The 16,742-nt window shown below is 61.2% G+C and carries 13 protein-coding genes; 7 read left to right on the top strand and 6 right to left on the bottom strand.

Going from position 1 to position 16,742, the window contains the following annotated elements; all coding sequences use genetic code 11:
* The first annotated feature begins 2 nt into the window (after positions 1–2).
* The 5 genes from ftsA to recN all read left to right on the top strand — a co-directional run bounded on the left by ftsA (position 3) and on the right by recN (position 6,881).
* A complete protein-coding gene (gene ftsA, locus KUW67_RS00590; RefSeq protein ID WP_224823325.1) occupies positions 3–1,337 on the top strand; it encodes a cell division protein FtsA in 1,335 nt (444 codons plus the stop codon).
* 169 nt (positions 1,338–1,506) lie between these two features.
* Positions 1,507–3,129: a cell division protein FtsZ gene (ftsZ, locus tag KUW67_RS00595; protein WP_224823326.1), complete on the top strand. Its 1,623-nt coding sequence runs from the start codon at positions 1,507–1,509 to the stop codon at positions 3,127–3,129.
* Between the two features lie 206 nt (positions 3,130–3,335).
* Entirely contained in the window at positions 3,336–4,256 is a 921-nt protein-coding gene (gene lpxC / locus KUW67_RS00600) for a UDP-3-O-acyl-N-acetylglucosamine deacetylase (RefSeq protein ID WP_224823327.1), read from the top strand.
* A 111-nt stretch (positions 4,257–4,367) separates the two neighbouring features.
* A complete protein-coding gene (locus KUW67_RS00605) occupies positions 4,368–5,207 on the top strand; it encodes an outer membrane protein assembly factor BamD (RefSeq protein ID WP_224823328.1) in 840 nt (279 codons plus the stop codon).
* A gap of 24 nt (positions 5,208–5,231) precedes the next feature.
* Complete coding sequence (gene recN / locus KUW67_RS00610) at positions 5,232–6,881, top strand: DNA repair protein RecN (RefSeq protein WP_224823329.1); 1,650 nt, start codon at positions 5,232–5,234, stop codon at positions 6,879–6,881.
* Positions 6,882–6,886: 5 nt separating this feature from the next.
* Here the strand turns inward: recN and KUW67_RS00615 are convergent, their stop codons facing one another.
* Positions 6,887–8,260: an FAD-linked oxidase C-terminal domain-containing protein gene (locus KUW67_RS00615; RefSeq protein ID WP_224823330.1), complete on the bottom strand. Its 1,374-nt coding sequence runs from the start codon at positions 8,258–8,260 to the stop codon at positions 6,887–6,889.
* A gap of 57 nt (positions 8,261–8,317) precedes the next feature.
* Between KUW67_RS00615 and KUW67_RS00620 the strand changes: the two genes are divergently transcribed.
* Positions 8,318–10,006 (top strand): chloride channel protein, encoded by a 1,689-nt coding sequence (locus tag KUW67_RS00620; protein WP_224823331.1) that lies wholly within the window; start codon positions 8,318–8,320, stop codon positions 10,004–10,006.
* Between the two features lie 219 nt (positions 10,007–10,225).
* Here the strand turns inward: KUW67_RS00620 and KUW67_RS00625 are convergent, their stop codons facing one another.
* The 5 genes from KUW67_RS00625 to cobS all read right to left on the bottom strand — a co-directional run bounded on the left by KUW67_RS00625 (position 10,226) and on the right by cobS (position 16,058).
* Entirely contained in the window at positions 10,226–10,567 is a 342-nt protein-coding gene (locus tag KUW67_RS00625; protein ID WP_224823332.1) for a DUF427 domain-containing protein, read from the bottom strand.
* Positions 10,568–10,627: 60 nt separating this feature from the next.
* On the bottom strand, positions 10,628–12,415 hold the full coding sequence (locus KUW67_RS00630; RefSeq protein WP_224823333.1) for an aminopeptidase P family protein: 1,788 nt from the start codon (positions 12,413–12,415) through the stop codon (positions 10,628–10,630).
* Entirely contained in the window at positions 12,415–14,289 is a 1,875-nt protein-coding gene (gene cobT, locus KUW67_RS00635; protein ID WP_224823334.1) for a cobaltochelatase subunit CobT, read from the bottom strand. Before cobT ends, KUW67_RS00630 begins: the two co-directional genes overlap by 1 nt.
* Before the next feature lie 233 nt (positions 14,290–14,522).
* Complete coding sequence (locus tag KUW67_RS00640) at positions 14,523–14,879, bottom strand: hypothetical protein (protein ID WP_224823335.1); 357 nt, start codon at positions 14,877–14,879, stop codon at positions 14,523–14,525.
* A 192-nt stretch (positions 14,880–15,071) separates the two neighbouring features.
* On the bottom strand, positions 15,072–16,058 hold the full coding sequence (gene cobS, locus KUW67_RS00645; protein ID WP_224823336.1) for a cobaltochelatase subunit CobS: 987 nt from the start codon (positions 16,056–16,058) through the stop codon (positions 15,072–15,074).
* Positions 16,059–16,217: 159 nt separating this feature from the next.
* Between cobS and KUW67_RS00650 the strand changes: the two genes are divergently transcribed.
* Positions 16,218–16,724 carry a hypothetical protein gene (locus KUW67_RS00650; RefSeq protein ID WP_224823337.1) on the top strand — a complete coding sequence of 169 codons (507 nt, stop codon included), beginning with the start codon at positions 16,218–16,220 and terminating at the stop codon, positions 16,722–16,724.
* Positions 16,725–16,742: the final 18 nt, after the last annotated feature.

Raw genomic sequence — 16,742 nt, forward strand, 5'->3', positions numbered from 1 at the left:
AGATGACCGACCTTTACCAGACCCAACGGGCCATGAGGAACATGCGGCAAGCCGCCATGCAGCGCGGTGTGATTGCGATCCTCGATATTGGCAGCAGCAAGATCGCCTGTCTGGTGCTGCGCTTTGATGGTCCGTCGCAGTTTTCCGACGCCGATGGCATCGGCTCGCTCGCCGGTCAGTCCAGCTTTCGGGTGATCGGCGCAGCCACGACCCGGTCGCGCGGTGTCCGCTTTGGTGAGATTGACGCCATGCAAGAGACCGAACGTGCGATCCGCACCGCTGTGCAAGCCGCCCAGAAGATGGCCAACACGCGCGTCGATCATGTGATCGCCTGTTTTGCCGGGGCCCGCCCGCGTTCCTACGGCCTTGATGGCATGGTCGAGTTGGACGAAAACATCGCGACCGAGCAGGACATCGCCCGTGTCATGGCCTCCTGCGATGTGCCCGATTTTGGTGACGGGCGCGAGGTGCTTCACGCTCAGCCCGTCAACTTCGCCATCGACCACCGCTCTGGCCTCAGCGATCCGCGCGGGCAGATGGGCAACGAACTGGCCGTCGATATGCACCTGCTCACGGTCGATGAAACGGTGATCCAGAACCTGCTTTATTGCATCAAGCGCTGTGATCTTGAACTCGCTGGGCTTGCGTCGTCGTCCTACGTCTCCGGCATCTCGTCGCTGGTGGAGGATGAACAGGAACTGGGCGCAGCCTGTATCGACCTCGGCGGCGGGGCCACCGGCCTGTCGATCTTTATGCGCAAGCACATGATCTATTCCGACGCCGTGCGTCTGGGTGGGGAGCATGTCACCTCAGACATCTCCATGGGCCTGCAAGTCCCACCCGCGACCGCCGAACGGATCAAAACCTTCTACGGCGGCGTTGTCGCCACCGGCATGGACGACCGCGAGATGATCGAAATCGGCGGTGATACCGGCGATTGGGAGCATGACCGCCGCACGGTCAGCCGCGCTGAACTGATCGGGATCATGCGCCCAAGGGTCGAGGAAATCCTCGAAGAGGTCCGCGTCCGTCTGGACGCCGCCGGGTTCGAGCATCTGCCCAGCCAGCAGATCGTTCTGACCGGCGGTGGCAGCCAGATCCCCGGCCTCGATGGTCTGGCCTCCAAGATCCTCGGCCAGCAGGTACGCCTGGGCCGCCCGCTGCGCGTGCAAGGTCTTCCACAAGCCGCAACTGGACCCGCTTTTGCGTCTTCCGTTGGCCTGTGCCTCTTTGCCGCAAACCCGCAAGACGAATGGTGGGACTTCGAAGTTCCCGCCGAAAAATACCCGGCGCGATCGCTGAAACGCGCGATCCGCTGGTTCAAGGACAACTGGTAGACGCTAAATCTGGGGTGTTGAGCGAAATACCGCTGAAAACCCTTAAGAAAACACGACATTTTGCGTCAAAATCGTGTTTTTTGGGTGACGTGATGGGAATGTCACGCTAGCATTGGCGCTAATTCGGGGGTCAACCCCCTCAAAATGGCAGATAACAGGCGGACACATTATGACTTTGACCCTTTCGATGCCCGGGCAGGAAGACTTGAAACCCCGTATCACCGTCTTCGGTGTCGGCGGCGCTGGCGGCAATGCCGTCAACAACATGATCGAGAAAGAGCTCGACGGGGTCGAGTTCGTCACAGCCAACACCGACGCGCAGGCGCTGCAGCAGTCGATGGCACAAGCCAAAATCCAGATGGGCGTGAAAGTCACCGAAGGTTTGGGGGCAGGGGCCCGCGCAACCGTTGGTGCCGCCGCCGCTGAAGAAAGCATCGAACAGATCGTCGATCACCTTGCCGGCGCGCATATGTGCTTCATCACCGCTGGCATGGGGGGCGGCACCGGGACGGGGGCTGCTCCGATCATCGCCCAAGCGGCGCGTGAGTTGGGCGTTCTGACCGTCGGTGTCGTGACCAAGCCTTTCCAGTTTGAAGGCGGCAAGCGTATGCGTCAGGCCGAAGACGGCGTGGAGGCGCTGCAAAAGGTCGTCGATACGCTGATCATCATCCCGAACCAGAACCTGTTCCGTCTCGCCAACGAAAAGACCACGTTCACCGAAGCCTTCTCGATGGCCGATGACGTGCTTTACCAAGGTGTCAAAGGCGTGACCGACCTGATGGTCCGTCCGGGCCTCATCAACCTCGACTTCGCAGACGTCCGCGCTGTGATGGACGAGATGGGCAAAGCCATGATGGGTACAGGCGAGGCCACGGGCGAAGATCGCGCGATCCAAGCCGCCGAGAAAGCCATCGCTAACCCGCTGCTCGATGAAATTTCACTGCGCGGCGCCAATGGCGTTCTGATCAACATCACCGGTGGCTACGACCTGACGTTGTTTGAACTGGACGAAGCCGCAAACCGCATCCGCGAAGAGGTTGACCCCGACGCCAACATCATCGTCGGCTCGACCCTCGACACTGGTATGGAAGGCACGATGCGCGTCAGCGTTGTTGCCACCGGCATTGACGCCACCGAAAGCAACGCTGAAACACCGTTGCCGCGCCGTTCGCTGGCCGAGCCGCTGAAGCCGGTCGAAGACGCGGCCGAAGACGTCGCCGAAGCCGTTGAGGAAACGCCCGCCTTCGCACCTGCCGCTGCCGCAGCCCCCGCTGCCGCAACCGCGACCATGCCCGAGCCGTCCTTGCTGGACCGTATGGAGCCTGAACAGCCTCAGGCCGCACCCGCTCAGCCCGTGTTCGAGCCGCGCTTTGAAGCCCGGGCAGAGCCTGAAGCGACAGACGATCTGCCGCCCCCGGCCTACCAACCCCAGCCCGCCGCGGCTGAGGTTGAAACACCCGAAGCCGCCGCCTTTGTGGCGCCCAAAGCACCTCAGCCCGGCGCACCGTCTCCCCAGGCGATGGCGCGTTTGCAGGCCGCTGTTCAGAAGGTTCCGACCCAACAGGCAGCAGCTCCCGCGCCACAGCCTCAGGCCGAAGCCGACAAGCCGCGTTTCGGGATCAACTCGCTGATCAATCGTATGACGGGCCATGGCACCGAAGGCGCAGAACGCGCGGCCCCCGCGCCGATGCGCCAGCAACCGCCAGTGCAATCCTATGATGACGAGCCGGAAGCCGACCCCGAACAGGAGCGGATCGAAATCCCCGCCTTCCTGCGTCGGCAAGCCAACTAGAATACGTCACATTTGAAACATTAAAGGCCACCTTCGGGTGGCCTTTTCTTTTTATTGTCAATGACTTGCCAGGTATCAGCAAAAATATGCCGACGTGATTCTACATGTTTCAGCTCGTTACAAAGAGTGAGTTGAGACCCACCCGACCCGTAGATAGGTATGTTCTGCACCAGCGAAAAAATGTGGTGTGTCGACTTGAGGCAAACGTGCAAAAAACGCTCAAAACATCGGTGACATTCGAAGGCGTGGGGCTCCATAGCGGGGAACCTGTGCGCGCGACTGTGCACCCGGCCTCTGCCCATCACGGCATCTGGTTCAAACGCACCGATGTGACCGGTGCGGATCCTTTCGTGCCTGCCAAGTGGAACGCGGTCGAACAGATCTCGCTCTGCACGCTGATCCGCAATGGTGACGGTGTCTCTGTCTCCACGCTTGAACACATCATGGCCGCGCTCGTTGGCTGCGGCATCCATAACGCGTTGGTCGAGCTGAACGGCCCCGAACTTCCGATCCTTGACGGCTCTGCTGCGGTTTTCGTGCAGCGCTTCCTGGCCGCGGGCCTGCAGGCACAAGATGAACCTGTCGCCGCGATCCGCGTGTTGCGCCGCGTTGAGGTGACTGACGGCTTGGCCTCGGCCCGTCTTGACCCCGCCGATCACCTGATCATGGACTTTCGTATCGACTTTGAGGATGCCGCCATTGGCGAGCAGACCAAGACGCTCAGCCTGTCCAACGGCACATTCGTGCGCGAGTTGTGCGACAGCCGCACCTTCTGCCGTCATTCGGACATCGAATTTATGCACGCCAACGGCATGGCGCTGGGTGGCACCCTGGACAACGCGGTCGTTGTGGATGGCGACGCGGTGCTCAGCCCCGGCGGTTTCCGCTACAAGGATGAAGCTGTCCGCCACAAGATGCTCGACGCTTTAGGCGATCTGGGCTTGGCGGGCGCGCCGCTTATGGCGCGTTATACCGGCAACCGTGCTGGTCATGCCCTGACGAACAAGCTGCTCCATGCGCTTTTTGCTGATCCAACCGCCTATATTGTCGAGCAATGCACAGACCGTGAAAGCCGTATTCTGCCCGGTGTTGGCGTCCGCAAAGCCGACCTTCCTGCGATTGCCTGACGTTTTCCGCGTCAAAGGCGTTTTGCCCTCGTTTTTTCTGTGCTAAACCGCGAAGAACACGGTGGGGGATTGCAGTATCCTTCTGTCAGAATGAACGGGAAAAACAGTCTCATGACAGGCGCTTACGGGAAACTTCGGGGAACAGTGGCATTGCTGGGTGTGGTCGTTCTGGCCGCATGCGGTGGCGGCGGCAATCGCGAACAACCCCTCGAAAACTACTCCGCGGAAGAGATTTACAACCGCGCAGAGTTCGAACTCGCTCAATCCGAGCCCGAAGAAGCCGCGCGTTTCTTTGGCGAGGTTGAGCGTCTTTACCCCTATTCCGAATGGGCGAAACGCGCGCTGATCATGCAGGCCTTCGCCCATCACAAGAATCAGGATTACGAGCAAAGCCGCTCTGCCGCGCAGCGCTACATCGACTTCTACCCCGCCGATGAAGACGCCGCCTATGCGCAATATCTGCTGGCGCTCAGCTATTACGATCAAATCGACGAAGTGGGCCGCGACCAAGGTCTGACCTTTCAGGCGCTGCAAGCTCTGCGCACGGTGATCGAGCGCTATCCCGACAGCGAATATGCGCGGTCTTCCATTCTCAAGTTTGATCTGGCCTTCGACCATCTCGCCGCAAAAGAGATGGAGATCGGACGCTACTACCTCAAGCGCGGCCACTACTCCGCAGCGATCAACCGCTTCCGCGTTGTGGTCGAGGAATTCCAGACCACAACCCACACGCCCGAGGCGCTGCACCGTCTGGTCGAAAGCTACCTTTCGCTGGGTCTGACCGACGAGGCCCAGACCGCTGGCGCGATCCTTGGTTTCAACTTCCAAGCCACCGATTGGTATGAGGACAGCTTCAAGCTGCTCACAGGCCGCGGACTCGAGCTGGAAGCGGCGGGCGACAGTTGGCTGCGGCAGGTCTATCGGCAGGTGGTGCAGGGCCGCTGGCTCTGACCTGACCCAAGGGGGTGAGCGCTGATGCTGCGAGGTCTCGACATTCGGGACATGCTGATCATTGACCGGTTGGAACTTGCGTTTCAGCCCGGCCTCAATGTGCTCACCGGCGAAACAGGCGCGGGCAAATCCATCCTTCTCGACAGTCTTGGGTTCGTGCTGGGCTGGCGCGGGCGTGCCGAACTGGTGCGCGCCGGGGCAGAGCAGGGGGAGGTGACCGCCTGGTTCGATCTGCCTGACGATCACCCAGCGCAAGCCGTTCTGGAAGAGGCAGGCTGGTCCCGCTCGGACGAGCTGATCTTGCGCCGCGTCAATACCCGCGATGGCCGCAAGACCGCTTATGTCAACGATCGCCGCGCCTCTGGTGAAGTGCTGCGCGCCTTGTCTGACACGCTGGTCGAGTTGCACGGCCAGCATGATGATCGCGGGCTTCTCAACCCGCGTGGCCACCGCGTTCTGCTGGACGAGTTTGGCGGCCTTTCTGCGCAGATCAATGCAACGCGCAAAGCCTGGCGCGCCTTGGCCGACGCCCGCAAAGCGCTGGCCGCGCTGCAAACCAAGCTCGATGAACTCGCTGCCGAGGAAGATTTCCTCCGCCATGCCGTGGCCGAGCTCGACGCGCTGGCCCCCGAACCCGGCGAAGACGAAAAGCTCGACGCTCTGCGCCGCCTCATGCAAGGCGCCGAACGTATCCGCGAGGATGTGGGCAAGGCTCATTCCGCTTTGGGCAATGATGGTGCCGAAGGCCGGATGGGTGACGCGATCCGCTGGCTGGAAGGCGCGGCAGAGCAAGCGGAAGGTCAGCTTGACGCCCCCATCGCCGCCCTAGAACGGGCGCTCGTAGAACTCGGTGAAGCGACCATCGGGATCGAGACCGCGCTGGATGCGCTGTCCTTCAACCCGTCCGAGCTGGAAGACACCGAAGAGCGTCTGTTCGCGATCCGCGCCTTGGCCCGCAAGCATGACGTCCAGCCCGATGATTTGAGCGCCTTTGCCGAAAACTTGCGCACGCGCCTTGCCACGCTGGACGCCAGCACTGGCGATCTGGCCGAGATGAAAAGCGCGGTGCAAGCCGCTGAAACTTCTTATGAAACGGCCGCCACACGCCTGTCTGAGGCGCGCCAGAAAGCCGCCGCCAAGCTCGACAAAGCCATGTCCGCGGAACTCGCCCCGCTCAAGATGGACCGCGCCGTTTTCACCACCGAAATCACGCTTGCCGATCCCGGTCCGGACGGCACAGACGCGGTGGCCTTTACGGTCGCCACCAACCCGGGCGCACCCTCAGGCCCGCTCAACAAGATCGCCTCGGGCGGTGAGCTGAGCCGCTTTTTGCTGGCCCTCAAAGTATGTCTGACCAAGGCGACCTCCGGTCTGACAATGATCTTTGACGAGATCGACCGCGGTGTCGGCGGAGCGACCGCAGATGCTGTGGGTCGCCGATTGGCCGCGCTTGCCTCTGACGCTCAAGTGCTGGTCGTGACCCACTCCCCGCAAGTGGCAGCACTTGGCGGCCATCACTGGCGCGTTGAAAAGCGGGTCGAAAAAGACATGACCACCTCAACAGTTGTCCCGCTCACCGATCCTGACCGTGTGGACGAGATTGCCCGCATGTTGTCTGGTGACACAATCACCGACGAGGCCCGTGGCGCGGCACGGGCTCTCTTGGCGGGCTAAAATTCTTAGTTCCCGCGCACCAGTTTGCCGGGGTTCAGGATATTCTGCGGGTCCATTGCACGCTTGATCTGGCCCATCACGTCCCAGCCGCCGCCATGCTCACGCTCCATATACTTCATCTTGCCCATGCCGACGCCATGCTCGCCTGTCACAGTGCCGCCCATGCGCAACGCCCGGTCAACCATCCGGTCCGACAGGCGTAGCGCCTCCTCCAGATCGCGGGCGTTGCCGTCCTCGATCAGCAGGGCCGAGTGGAAATTGCCGTCCCCCACATGCCCCACAATCGGTCCCGTCAGGAACGACGCCTCGATATCCGCGACAGTCTCGTTGATCGCCTCGGCGAGCATCGAAATCGGCACGCAAAGATCCGTCACGAGCGCCCGCGCACCCGGACGCGAGGCCAGGATCGCGTAATAGGCGTTGTGGCGCATCTTCCAAAGCGCCGTTCGGTCTTCAGCTTTTGTGGCCCAGTCAAAGCCTTTGCCGCCCATCTCGTCGGCAATTGCCCCGAACATCTCGGATTGTTCGGCCACTGCGGCGGGGGTGCCATGAAACTCCACCATCAAATGCGGCATCTCCGGCATCGTGGCCCCTGCATAGCTGTTGAAAGCCCGCGCTGTGGCCGCGTCCACCAATTCGATACGCGCCATGGGCAGGCCCATCTGGATTGTCTGCATCACCGTGTTCACCGCCGCATCGACCGTCTCAAACGCGCAGACGGCGGCACTCACGGCCTCTGGCTGGCCTTGCAGCTTCAGCGTTAATTCGGTGATCAGGCCCAGCGTGCCTTCCGAGCCCACGATCAGCTTCGTCAAATCATACCCGGCCGAGGATTTGCGCGCCCGCGTGCCGGTGCGGATGATCTCTCCCTGCGCGGTCACAACCTGCAAGCCCATCACATTGTCGGCCATCGTGCCGTAGCGCACTGCGGTCGTCCCCGACGCCCGTGTCGCCGCCATCCCGCCAAGCGAGGCATTGGCCCCCGGATCGACCGGAAAAAACAGCCCCGTCGCGCGCAGCTCGGTATTCAGATCCTCGCGCGTGACGCCCGGTTGCACGACCACGTCCATATCTTCCGGGTGCACAGCCAGCACTTTGTTCATCCGCGAAAAATCCACACAGATCCCACCGCGCACCGCCAGTGCATGCCCTTCCAGCGACGTACCGGTCCCCCAGGGAATGATTGGGCAGTCATGTGTTGCGCAGCGCTTGACCAGTTCCGCCACCTCTTCCACGCTCTCCGGATAGGCCACTGCATCGGGCGGCGTGGTCGCGAAATGCGATTCCGAACGGCCATGCAAATCCAGATCGGACTTGGACCGGGTGAGCCGATCGCCTAAGACTGGTTCTAACGCGGTCAAAGCGGTCTGAATGGTCATGATTTCGATCCTCTCCGTCGCGATCTTATATTGCAAAGCAAGCCCTTAGGAAACCGCATGGCGGAGCCTGCCAAATCCCTTCTCGCCCAGCAACTCGACGATGCGCTGTCGGCCTGCAAGGGTGGCTGGCAGGTGATGAAGCACCGTGGGCCAAGCCAGATCCAGTTCTGGTTCATCGCACTGGTGATCGGGATCGCCGCAGGGTTCGCAGCGCTGTTCTTCCGCAAAGGGATCATTTGGCTGCAAGGCACGCTTTACGGCACGGATGACCCCAGCCATATCCATAGTTTTGCGGTGAACCTGCCATGGTATTGGGTTCTGCTGATCCCTGTTTGCGGCGGTTTCGTGGTCGGGCTGATCCTGCACTGGTTCACACCTGACGGTCGGGTCAGGTCGGTTGCGGACGTGATCGAAGGCGCCGCCCTGAACGATGGGCGGGTTGAGAAGAAAGCCGGTCTGGCCTCGGCGCTGGCCTCTATGATCACGTTGTCATCGGGCGGTTCGTCCGGGCGGGAAGGGCCGGTGGTGCACCTCGCAGGCGTCATCTCCAGCTACATCTCGAATTTTATCCGCGCCGACGGGATCACCGGGCGCGACCTGCTGGGCTGTGCTGTCGCCGCTGCCGTATCGGCCTCGTTCAACGCCCCGATCGCGGGCGCGCTTTTCGCGCTTGAGGTGGTGCTGCGCCACTTCGCCGTGCATGCCTTTGCGCCCATCGTGATCGCCTCGGTTGCAGGCACGATCATCAACCGGTTGGAGTTCGGAGACGTCACCGAGTTCGTCCTGCCAGTCTCCAACAACCTTGATTTCTATATCGAATTGCCCGCCTTCCTGCTGCTTGGCCTCACCTGCGGCTTGATCGCCGTCGTGCTGATGCGGGCGATCTTCTGGACCGAGGATATGGGCAGCTACCTGCAAGACAAACTGTCCTTGCCGCGCTACCTGCGCCCGGCCTTTGCAGGGCTGTTGCTGGGCATCATGGCGATCTGGTTTCCACACATCATCGGGGTCGGCTACGAGACGACCTCCCTCGCGCTGACCGGCGAGCTGGTCTTTCACGAGGCGATGGTCTTTGCCATTCTGAAAGTTGCCGCCGTGGCGATCACCATGGGCGGGCGCATGGGCGGCGGGGTCTTCTCGCCCTCGCTCATGGTCGGTGCGTTAGGAGGGCTCGCCTTTGGGATCGTAGCCACGGGCATTTTCCCCGACATCTCCGGGTCCGAGACGCTTTATGCGCTGGCGGGGATGGGGGCCGTAGCGGCGGCTGTCTTGGGCGCGCCGATCTCGACCACGCTGATCGTGTTTGAGCTGACAGGCGACTGGCAGACGGGCCTTGCAGTGATGGTGGCGGTGTCTCTATCTACGGCGCTTTCCTCGCGCCTTGTGGATCGGTCGTTCTTTTTGACCCAGCTGGAGCGGCGCAACATCCATCTGGCCGCGGGTCCGCAGGCCTATCTGCTGGCGATGTTCACAGTGGCCAAGGTCATGCGCAAAAAAGACCACCCGCGCGCCGCAAAGGACGAGGCCTGTTGGGAGCTGGTCGAGCAAGGCATTTATATCGACGGCAACGCGACGCTGGAACAGGCGATGCCGATGTTTGATACCAACACCGTGCGCTTCATTCCGGTGGTGACGCTGGGCGGCGAAGACAGCCCGCCCGAGCTTTGGGGCGCGCTGTTTCATGTGGATGCGTTGAAAGCCTATAACAGGGCGTTGGCGGCGACGGCTGCGGAAGAGCATTCTTGAACCGAAGCTGGGCAAGCGTTTTCTTGAAAACGCGTCGGGCGACAGGTGAATTGCGCAAGCTTTCTCCAATTGGAGAACGCGCCGCCCGATAGGTGAGTTGCACAGCAATTCACCGTTAGGGAAGCAAATCACCGTAAGCGGCCAGCCCTCCGACCAAGACAGAGCTGGGGGGATTTCATCCCCCCAGACCCCCCTAGGATATTTTGAAAAAGCGAAAGCTCAGACTTGCTCCACCGTGACGCGGTCGGTGTAGAAGGCCAAGTGCCCTGCGATGCGCTCCATGCCGTCGATGGGGGTCTCGTAGGACCAGACGGCGTCTTTGATCGGGCCGCTTTTCGCCTCGATCGTGTAGTAGGTTGCCTTGCCTTTATGGGGGCAGGTGCTGGTGCGATCTGACGGCGACAGGAAGGCCATCGCGAAATCCTCGCGCGGGAAGTAGATCACGGGCGGGGCGGCCCCTTCATGCAGCTCCAGCGCATTGCCGCTTTCACCCAGAACAGCGCCGCCTGCGCGCACCACCCAGGTGCCGTCTGCTTTGTGAATCTTGATGTGATCGGCCATATGCGTTCCCCTACCTGTATCTCGGATGTCTATGTGTGCGAGCTGTGTGACAGCGATATGTCAAACTGGCGCGGTGGCCCGTTCTAGCCAATCGCGCGCCTCAGCGCCAACATTATCGGCGATCTTGTCGAAAACCGTTTGGTGATAGGCGTTTATCCATGCGCGCTCATCGGGTGAAAGCATATCGGCGACGATCAGGCGGCGGTCGATGGGCACGAAGGTCAACGTCTCGAAATCGAGCATCTCGCGGGCATCTGCGCCCTCTATGGCAGGGGCCTTGCGCACGGTGATCAGGTTCTCGATCCGGATGCCGAACGCGCCTTCGCGGTAATACCCGGGCTCGTTCGACAGGATCATACCGGGTTTCAGCGCGACGTCAGAGATGCGTGAAATGCGCTGCGGGCCTTCATGCACGCTGAGATAGACGCCGACGCCGTGGCCGGTGCCATGGTCATAATCCAGACCAGCCGTCCAAAGCGGGAAGCGGGCGAGCGCGTCCAGATCGCGACCTGCGAGGCCCTTGGGAAAGCGCGCGCGGCTGATGGCGATCATGCCTTGCAGCACGCGCGTAAAGCAGCTGCGGTGAATGTCCTCAGGCGGGCCGATGGGAACCGTGCGGGTGATATCGGTCGTGCCGTCGATATATTGCCCGCCGCTATCAACGAGCAGCAACTCGCCCGGTTTCACCACGCGGTCGGTGTCTTCCGTGACGCGGTAATGCACGATCGCAGCGTTGGGACCGGCGCCACTGATCGTCTCGAAACTGATGTCACGGAGCGCATTTGTGGCGCGGCGGCGGGCTTCAAGCTCTTTGACGACAGCGATTTCCGTCAAGCTGCCAGGGGCCTGCGCGTCAAGCCAAGCGAGGAATTCGACCATCGCGGCGGCGTCGCGGAGATGGGCGGTGCGCGCGCCTTCAATCTCCGTCGCGTTCTTGCAGGCTTTGGGCAGGATGCAAGGATCATCGGCGCGGGCAATCTCGGCGGTGATCTGGGTGAAGATGCGGGCGGGGGCCGTCGCGGGATCAACGCGGATCGTGCCTTTGAGGGCCGCGAGGGCCTCCTCAAACTCCGCGACCGGGTGGAGACGGATATCGTCACCCAGATGCGCGCCCAGATCGGCGGCTTTGTCGCCGTGGACATAAAGGTCGAGAGTGGCGTCCTTGTGCAGGATCGCGAAGGCGTGGGCGACGGGGTTCCGCTCGATATCGGTGCCGCGGATGTTGAGCAGCCAGGCGATGCTGTCGGGCAAGGTCAGAACGGCAGCGTCTTGGCCCGCATCCTCAATATCAGAGGCGATACGCGCGCGCTTGTCGGCATGGCTTTCACCCGCAAATTCAAGTGGATAGGCGATCATTTTGCCGGAAGGCGGGGCAGGTTGATCCTGCCAGATGCGATCCACCAGATTGCCTATTGGCGTGAGCGTAATCTCTTGCTGGGCCAGCGCCTCGCGCAGGCGATCCACCTCGGTTTGCGTATGCAGCCAATCGTCAAACCCCACGGTCGCGCCAGTGGGCAAGTGCTGGATCAGCCAGTCGGCGAGCTTGGTTTCAGGCCATGGAACCGGCGTGAAGACGTCCGCGACTTGCGATTTGACCTGAACGCGGTAACGCCCGTCGATAAAAACGCCCGCGTGATCGGCGAGTATCGCAGCGAAACCAGCGGAGCCGGTGAACCCCGTCAGCCACGCCAAGCGGGCATCGCGCGGGGCGACGTATTCGCCTTGATGCGCATCGGCGCGCGGCACCAGAAACCCGTCCACACCTTCGTTTTTCATCGCGGCCCGCAGCGCGGCAAGGCGCGGGGGGCCGTCGTCAGGTGACGTGCTGGCGGTGAAGGTCTGAAACATCAGCTGGCCTTCTTCAGCCCCATGAGTTTCGCGCGCGCGCGTGGGTCACTGTCAAAGAGCGCGGCCAGTTGTTCGGTCATGGCACCGGCAAGCTGTTCGACATCGGTGATGGTGACGGCGCGGTCGTAGTAGCGTGTCACGTCGTGGCCGATGCCGATTGCGATCAGTTCGACCGCTTTGCGCTTTTCGACCATCGCGATCACATCGCGCAGGTGTTTTTCGAGATAATTCGCAGGATTCACGGACAAGGTTGAGTCGTCCACCGGCGCGCCGTCGCTGATGACCATCAGGATTTTGCGCGCCTCGGGGCGGTTGACCATCCGGCGGTGCGCCCATTCCAGCGCCTCGCCGTCGATGTTTTCCTTCAGCAGGCCTTCCTTCATCATCAGCCCCAGATTGGGGCGCACACGCCGCCAGGGTGCGTCGGCGGATTTGTAGATGATGTGTCGCAGATCGTTCAGGCGACCGGGTTGCTGGGGGCGGCCTTCGGCGAGCCATTGTTCGCGGCAGAGACCGCCTTTCCACGCGCGGGTGGTGAAGCCGAGAATCTCGACCTTGACCTGACAGCGCTCCAGCGTGCGGGCCAGAACATCCGCACAGATCGCCGCGATAGAGATCGGGCGACCGCGCATGGAGCCGGAATTGTCGAGCAGAAGTGTCACGACCGTGTCGCGGAACTCCGTGTCTTTTTCGACCTTGAAGGACAGGGGCGTCGTCGGGTTGGCAATCACACGGGCCAACCGACCAGCGTCGAGCATGCCTTCCTCGCGGTCAAACTCCCACGAGCGGTTTTGCTGGGCTTGCAGACGGCGCTGCAGCTTGTTGGCAAGGCGCGAAACGGCACCTTTCAAGGGCTCCAACTGCTGGTCGAGATAGGCGCGCAGGCGTTCCAGCTCGGCGGGTTCGGCCAGCTCTTCGGCCATGATCTCTTCGTCATTATCGGTTTGAAAGACGTCATAATTCGGGTCAGCGTCCGAAATAGGCGCAGGCTGAGGCGGCTCCAGCGGGCTTTCGCCCTCGGGCATCTCGGCCTCTTCGCCCATCTCGGCTTCGGCCATATCATCCAAAGTGACCGAGGCTTGGGAGGCGTCCTGCTGTTCCTCTTGAGACTGCTCGGGGGAGGCTTCCATATCCTCGTCGTCATTGTCATCTGACCCGGTACTGTCCGGCTCGGATTCGTCTTGTGCGTCTTCCTCGGCGGTGTCCTGATCTTCCACGTCGGTGCTGTCGGGATCGTCGCCCAACTGATCGCCATAGCCCAGATCTTCGATGATGCGCCGGGTGAGTTTCGCAAAAGCCGTTTGATCGGCCAGCGTGGCTTCAAGGTCTTCGAGCGTGCCGCCCGCCTGATCCTCGATAAAGCCCTGCCACAGCTCCATCACGTTGCGTGCGCCGGGGGGCAGGTCGCGACCCGTGGCGAGGTGACGGATCAGATAGCCTGCGGCGGTGGCCAGCGGTGCCTCGGAGGCCTCCTTGATCTGGTCATAGCCCCGGCGTTGCGCCTCATTGGCGATTTTGGCGTCGATGTTGCCAGCGGTGCCGGGCATGGCGTGCGCGCCGACGGCCTCGCAGCGGGCGGTTTCCATGGCGTCATAAAGATCGCGGGCCATCTGGCCTTGGGGCGCATAGCGATTATAGGTTGCCGCATTGTGGAACTTGTGGCGCAGCGCATAGGCGTCGGCAGTGCCGCGGGCCAGCAAGACCTCCTCGCGGGTCATGCGACGGGTGACTTGCGGCAGACGCACGGAATCATTGGTCTGACCCGGAGGATCGACCGAATACGTAACCGACAATTCGGGATCATCCGCCATCACCTTGGTGGCTTCAGCGAGCGCCTTTTTGAAAGGATCGGCGGGGTTGTCATTTTGTTGCATGCGCAGCGTCCGAAAGCGAGGTGTTGGCGCATAACCTAGGTCAAACCCCTGCCGAGGGCCAATGGAAAAGCAGGGGGTGGTTTCGCGTGCGAAACCGGGTTTTCAGAGGGCTTTCATTGAAAACATTGGAGGTTTTTTCGCGCAACTTAACATAATACTTGAGGGGCTTGCAGCGTACTGTTTTTAAACGCATTTTTTACGTTTCGTAAGGTGCTGTAGCGGGGGAAGAGGCGCTATCCCAGCAAGAAGCGGTCGCATTCGCGCAAGAACGCGTCTGCGGCTTCGCGGGCTTTCGCCTTGATGACGGCATCGTCGTAGAAGTCAGCGCGCATCAGCAGGCGGGACTGGGCGAGCTTGGCGTGGATTTGCCAATTCATCGCTTGTGCCTGTGGCAGGCCGTAATCCACCGCGTCGGGGATGGTCGCGGTCAACAACGCCTCGAAATCGCCGCGCTGGGTTTCCAGTTGTTCCGGGACCTGCCCGCCGATGGTGCGCTGGTGATCGACGAAGGCAGAGAGCCGTCCGGCGCAGGTTGCAAACACCTGAACCCGTTCTGACGGTGAGGTCGGCCACGGTTGCGTGCTGCCCATAACGGGTCCCAGTCCGATAAGACCCAGTATGAGCGCTATAGTTATTTTTCTGCTCATGTTTTCAACTTTACTGCTGAAAACATGTCTAACAATTAGGCTATTTAAGAACGGTTAACAGGTGTGACTAAATTGTATGCAAAGGTCTACTGTCGGCCCAAGCCGTTCACATGTCCCTGTGTGCGGTGAGGTCGCTTAACCGAGGCTCATGCTCGCCGCGCTTTCGGGCAGTTCTTCGTCAAAGCAACGCTGATAGAACTCGGCGACCGTCTGGCGCTCTAGCTCATCGCATTTGTTGAGGAAGGACAGCCGGAAGGCGTAACCGACATTGCGGAAAATCTCGGCATTTTGGGCCCATGCGATCACGGTGCGCGGGCTCATCACTGTGCTGAGATCGCCGTTCATGAAGGCGGTCCGTGTCAGGTCAGCGACGGTGACCATGCGCTGGACAGTCGTGCGACCTTCGGCAGTATTATAATGGGGCGATTTGGCCAGAACGATGGCGGCCTCGGCCTCGACCGAGAGATAGTTGAGCGTCGCCACAAGGCTCCACCGGTCCATCTGGCCCTGGTTGATCTGCTGGGTGCCGTGATAGAGGCCGGTCGTATCGCCCAAACCAACCGTGTTGGCGGTCGCGAAGATGCGGAAATTGGGGTGCGGCTCAATGACCTGGTTCTGATCGAGCAGGGTCAGCTTGCCGTCGACTTCGAGCACACGCTGGATCACGAACATCACGTCAGCGCGGCCCGCATCATATTCGTCGAACACAATGGCGCAAGGATTGCGTAAGGCCCAGGGCAGAATTCCCTCTTGAAAATCAGTGACTTGCTTGCCGTCTTTCAGCTTGATGGCGTCTTTGCCAATCAGGTCGATCCGGCTGATATGGCTGTCGAGGTTCACACGCACCGTGGGCCAGTTCAGGCGGGCGGCGACCTGTTCGATATGGGTCGATTTGCCCGTGCCGTGATAGCCTTGGATCATCACACGGCGGTTGTGCGAAAACCCGGCCAGAATGGCGAGGGTCGTGTCAGGGTCGAACTTGTAGGTGCTGTCGATCTCAGGCACGCGGTCTGTGCGCTCGGCGAAGCCTTTGACGACCATGTTGGTGTCAATTCCGAAGACCTCGCGAACAGAAATCTCTTCGGTCGGTTTTGCGCTGATATCTATCGTGCCGTCTGCCATGTTAGGTCCTTCCTGCGTGCCCTTTTGGGCCTCGGCCCGTGGTGCAACATATCGCGGACAAGGGCAAGGGGAAGGGGGCCGGTTGCAGAAACGAAAAACCTCTGCTCGGGCGGGTGCGGTTCCCTATTTTTGCCACGATTGGTCCGTATCGCGCTTTTGATGAGAAATGTACTGAGTTCCCATGTGAAAGGGCTTTCGCGCCGGTTAAGCCCAGGCGAAAGCAAGCTCGTGGCAGCGTGCTTTGTGGGCGCTGTGTTTGGCATGTTCCTGTCCTGGTCCGCGTTGGACACGCTGTCATGGCGCACGTCCGTGGCGCAGAACGACTGGACAACGCAAGAGCGGTGGCTGGTTTTCACCGGCACGGTCGTGCTGGGCGGGCTGGTCTTTTTCATGCGAAAACATTTTGGCCATGGTGGCATTGTCGGGCTGCTGCGCACGGGCATTGCCGGGCTTTGGGTGCTGTTTTTGGCGGGCGTCATTACCGGCACATTGAATATGCCGCTTTGGGGGACGACCTTTGGCGTTATCATCATCGCGGGCACCATCGCGAAGTCACCACTGGTGGCACTCAGCGGGGTGGGGGCGCTGGCGCTGGTACATTGGCTGTGCAGGCCCTGGCAGATCGAGCGTCGGTCGATCTTTGGCTATGGCGAGATGGAGTTCTAGCAGAGCGCGCAGGCAAGG

This window comes from Cognatishimia sp. MH4019 (genome assembly GCF_020177595.1).
Classification (GTDB): Bacteria; Pseudomonadota; Alphaproteobacteria; order Rhodobacterales; family Rhodobacteraceae; genus JAHTBL01.

Coding starts and splice junctions, on each gene's coding strand:
- ftsZ (WP_224823326.1), top strand. CDS start 1,507: ATGACTTTGACCCTTTCGATGCCCGGGCAGGAAGACTTGAAACCCCGT.
- KUW67_RS00615 (WP_224823330.1), bottom strand. CDS start 8,260: ATGACCATTCAGACCGCTTTGACCGCGTTAGAACCAGTCTTAGGCGAT.
- KUW67_RS00640 (WP_224823335.1), bottom strand. CDS start 14,879: ATGGGCAGCACGCAACCGTGGCCGACCTCACCGTCAGAACGGGTTCAG.
- KUW67_RS00605 (WP_224823328.1), top strand. CDS start 4,368: ATGACAGGCGCTTACGGGAAACTTCGGGGAACAGTGGCATTGCTGGGT.
- KUW67_RS00620 (WP_224823331.1), top strand. CDS start 8,318: ATGGCGGAGCCTGCCAAATCCCTTCTCGCCCAGCAACTCGACGATGCG.
- KUW67_RS00630 (WP_224823333.1), bottom strand. CDS start 12,415: ATGTTTCAGACCTTCACCGCCAGCACGTCACCTGACGACGGCCCCCCG.
- cobS (WP_224823336.1), bottom strand. CDS start 16,058: ATGGCAGACGGCACGATAGATATCAGCGCAAAACCGACCGAAGAGATT.
- cobT (WP_224823334.1), bottom strand. CDS start 14,289: ATGCAACAAAATGACAACCCCGCCGATCCTTTCAAAAAGGCGCTCGCT.
- ftsA (WP_224823325.1), top strand. CDS start 3: ATGACCGACCTTTACCAGACCCAACGGGCCATGAGGAACATGCGGCAA.
- KUW67_RS00650 (WP_224823337.1), top strand. CDS start 16,218: ATGAGAAATGTACTGAGTTCCCATGTGAAAGGGCTTTCGCGCCGGTTA.
- recN (WP_224823329.1), top strand. CDS start 5,232: ATGCTGCGAGGTCTCGACATTCGGGACATGCTGATCATTGACCGGTTG.
- KUW67_RS00625 (WP_224823332.1), bottom strand. CDS start 10,567: ATGGCCGATCACATCAAGATTCACAAAGCAGACGGCACCTGGGTGGTG.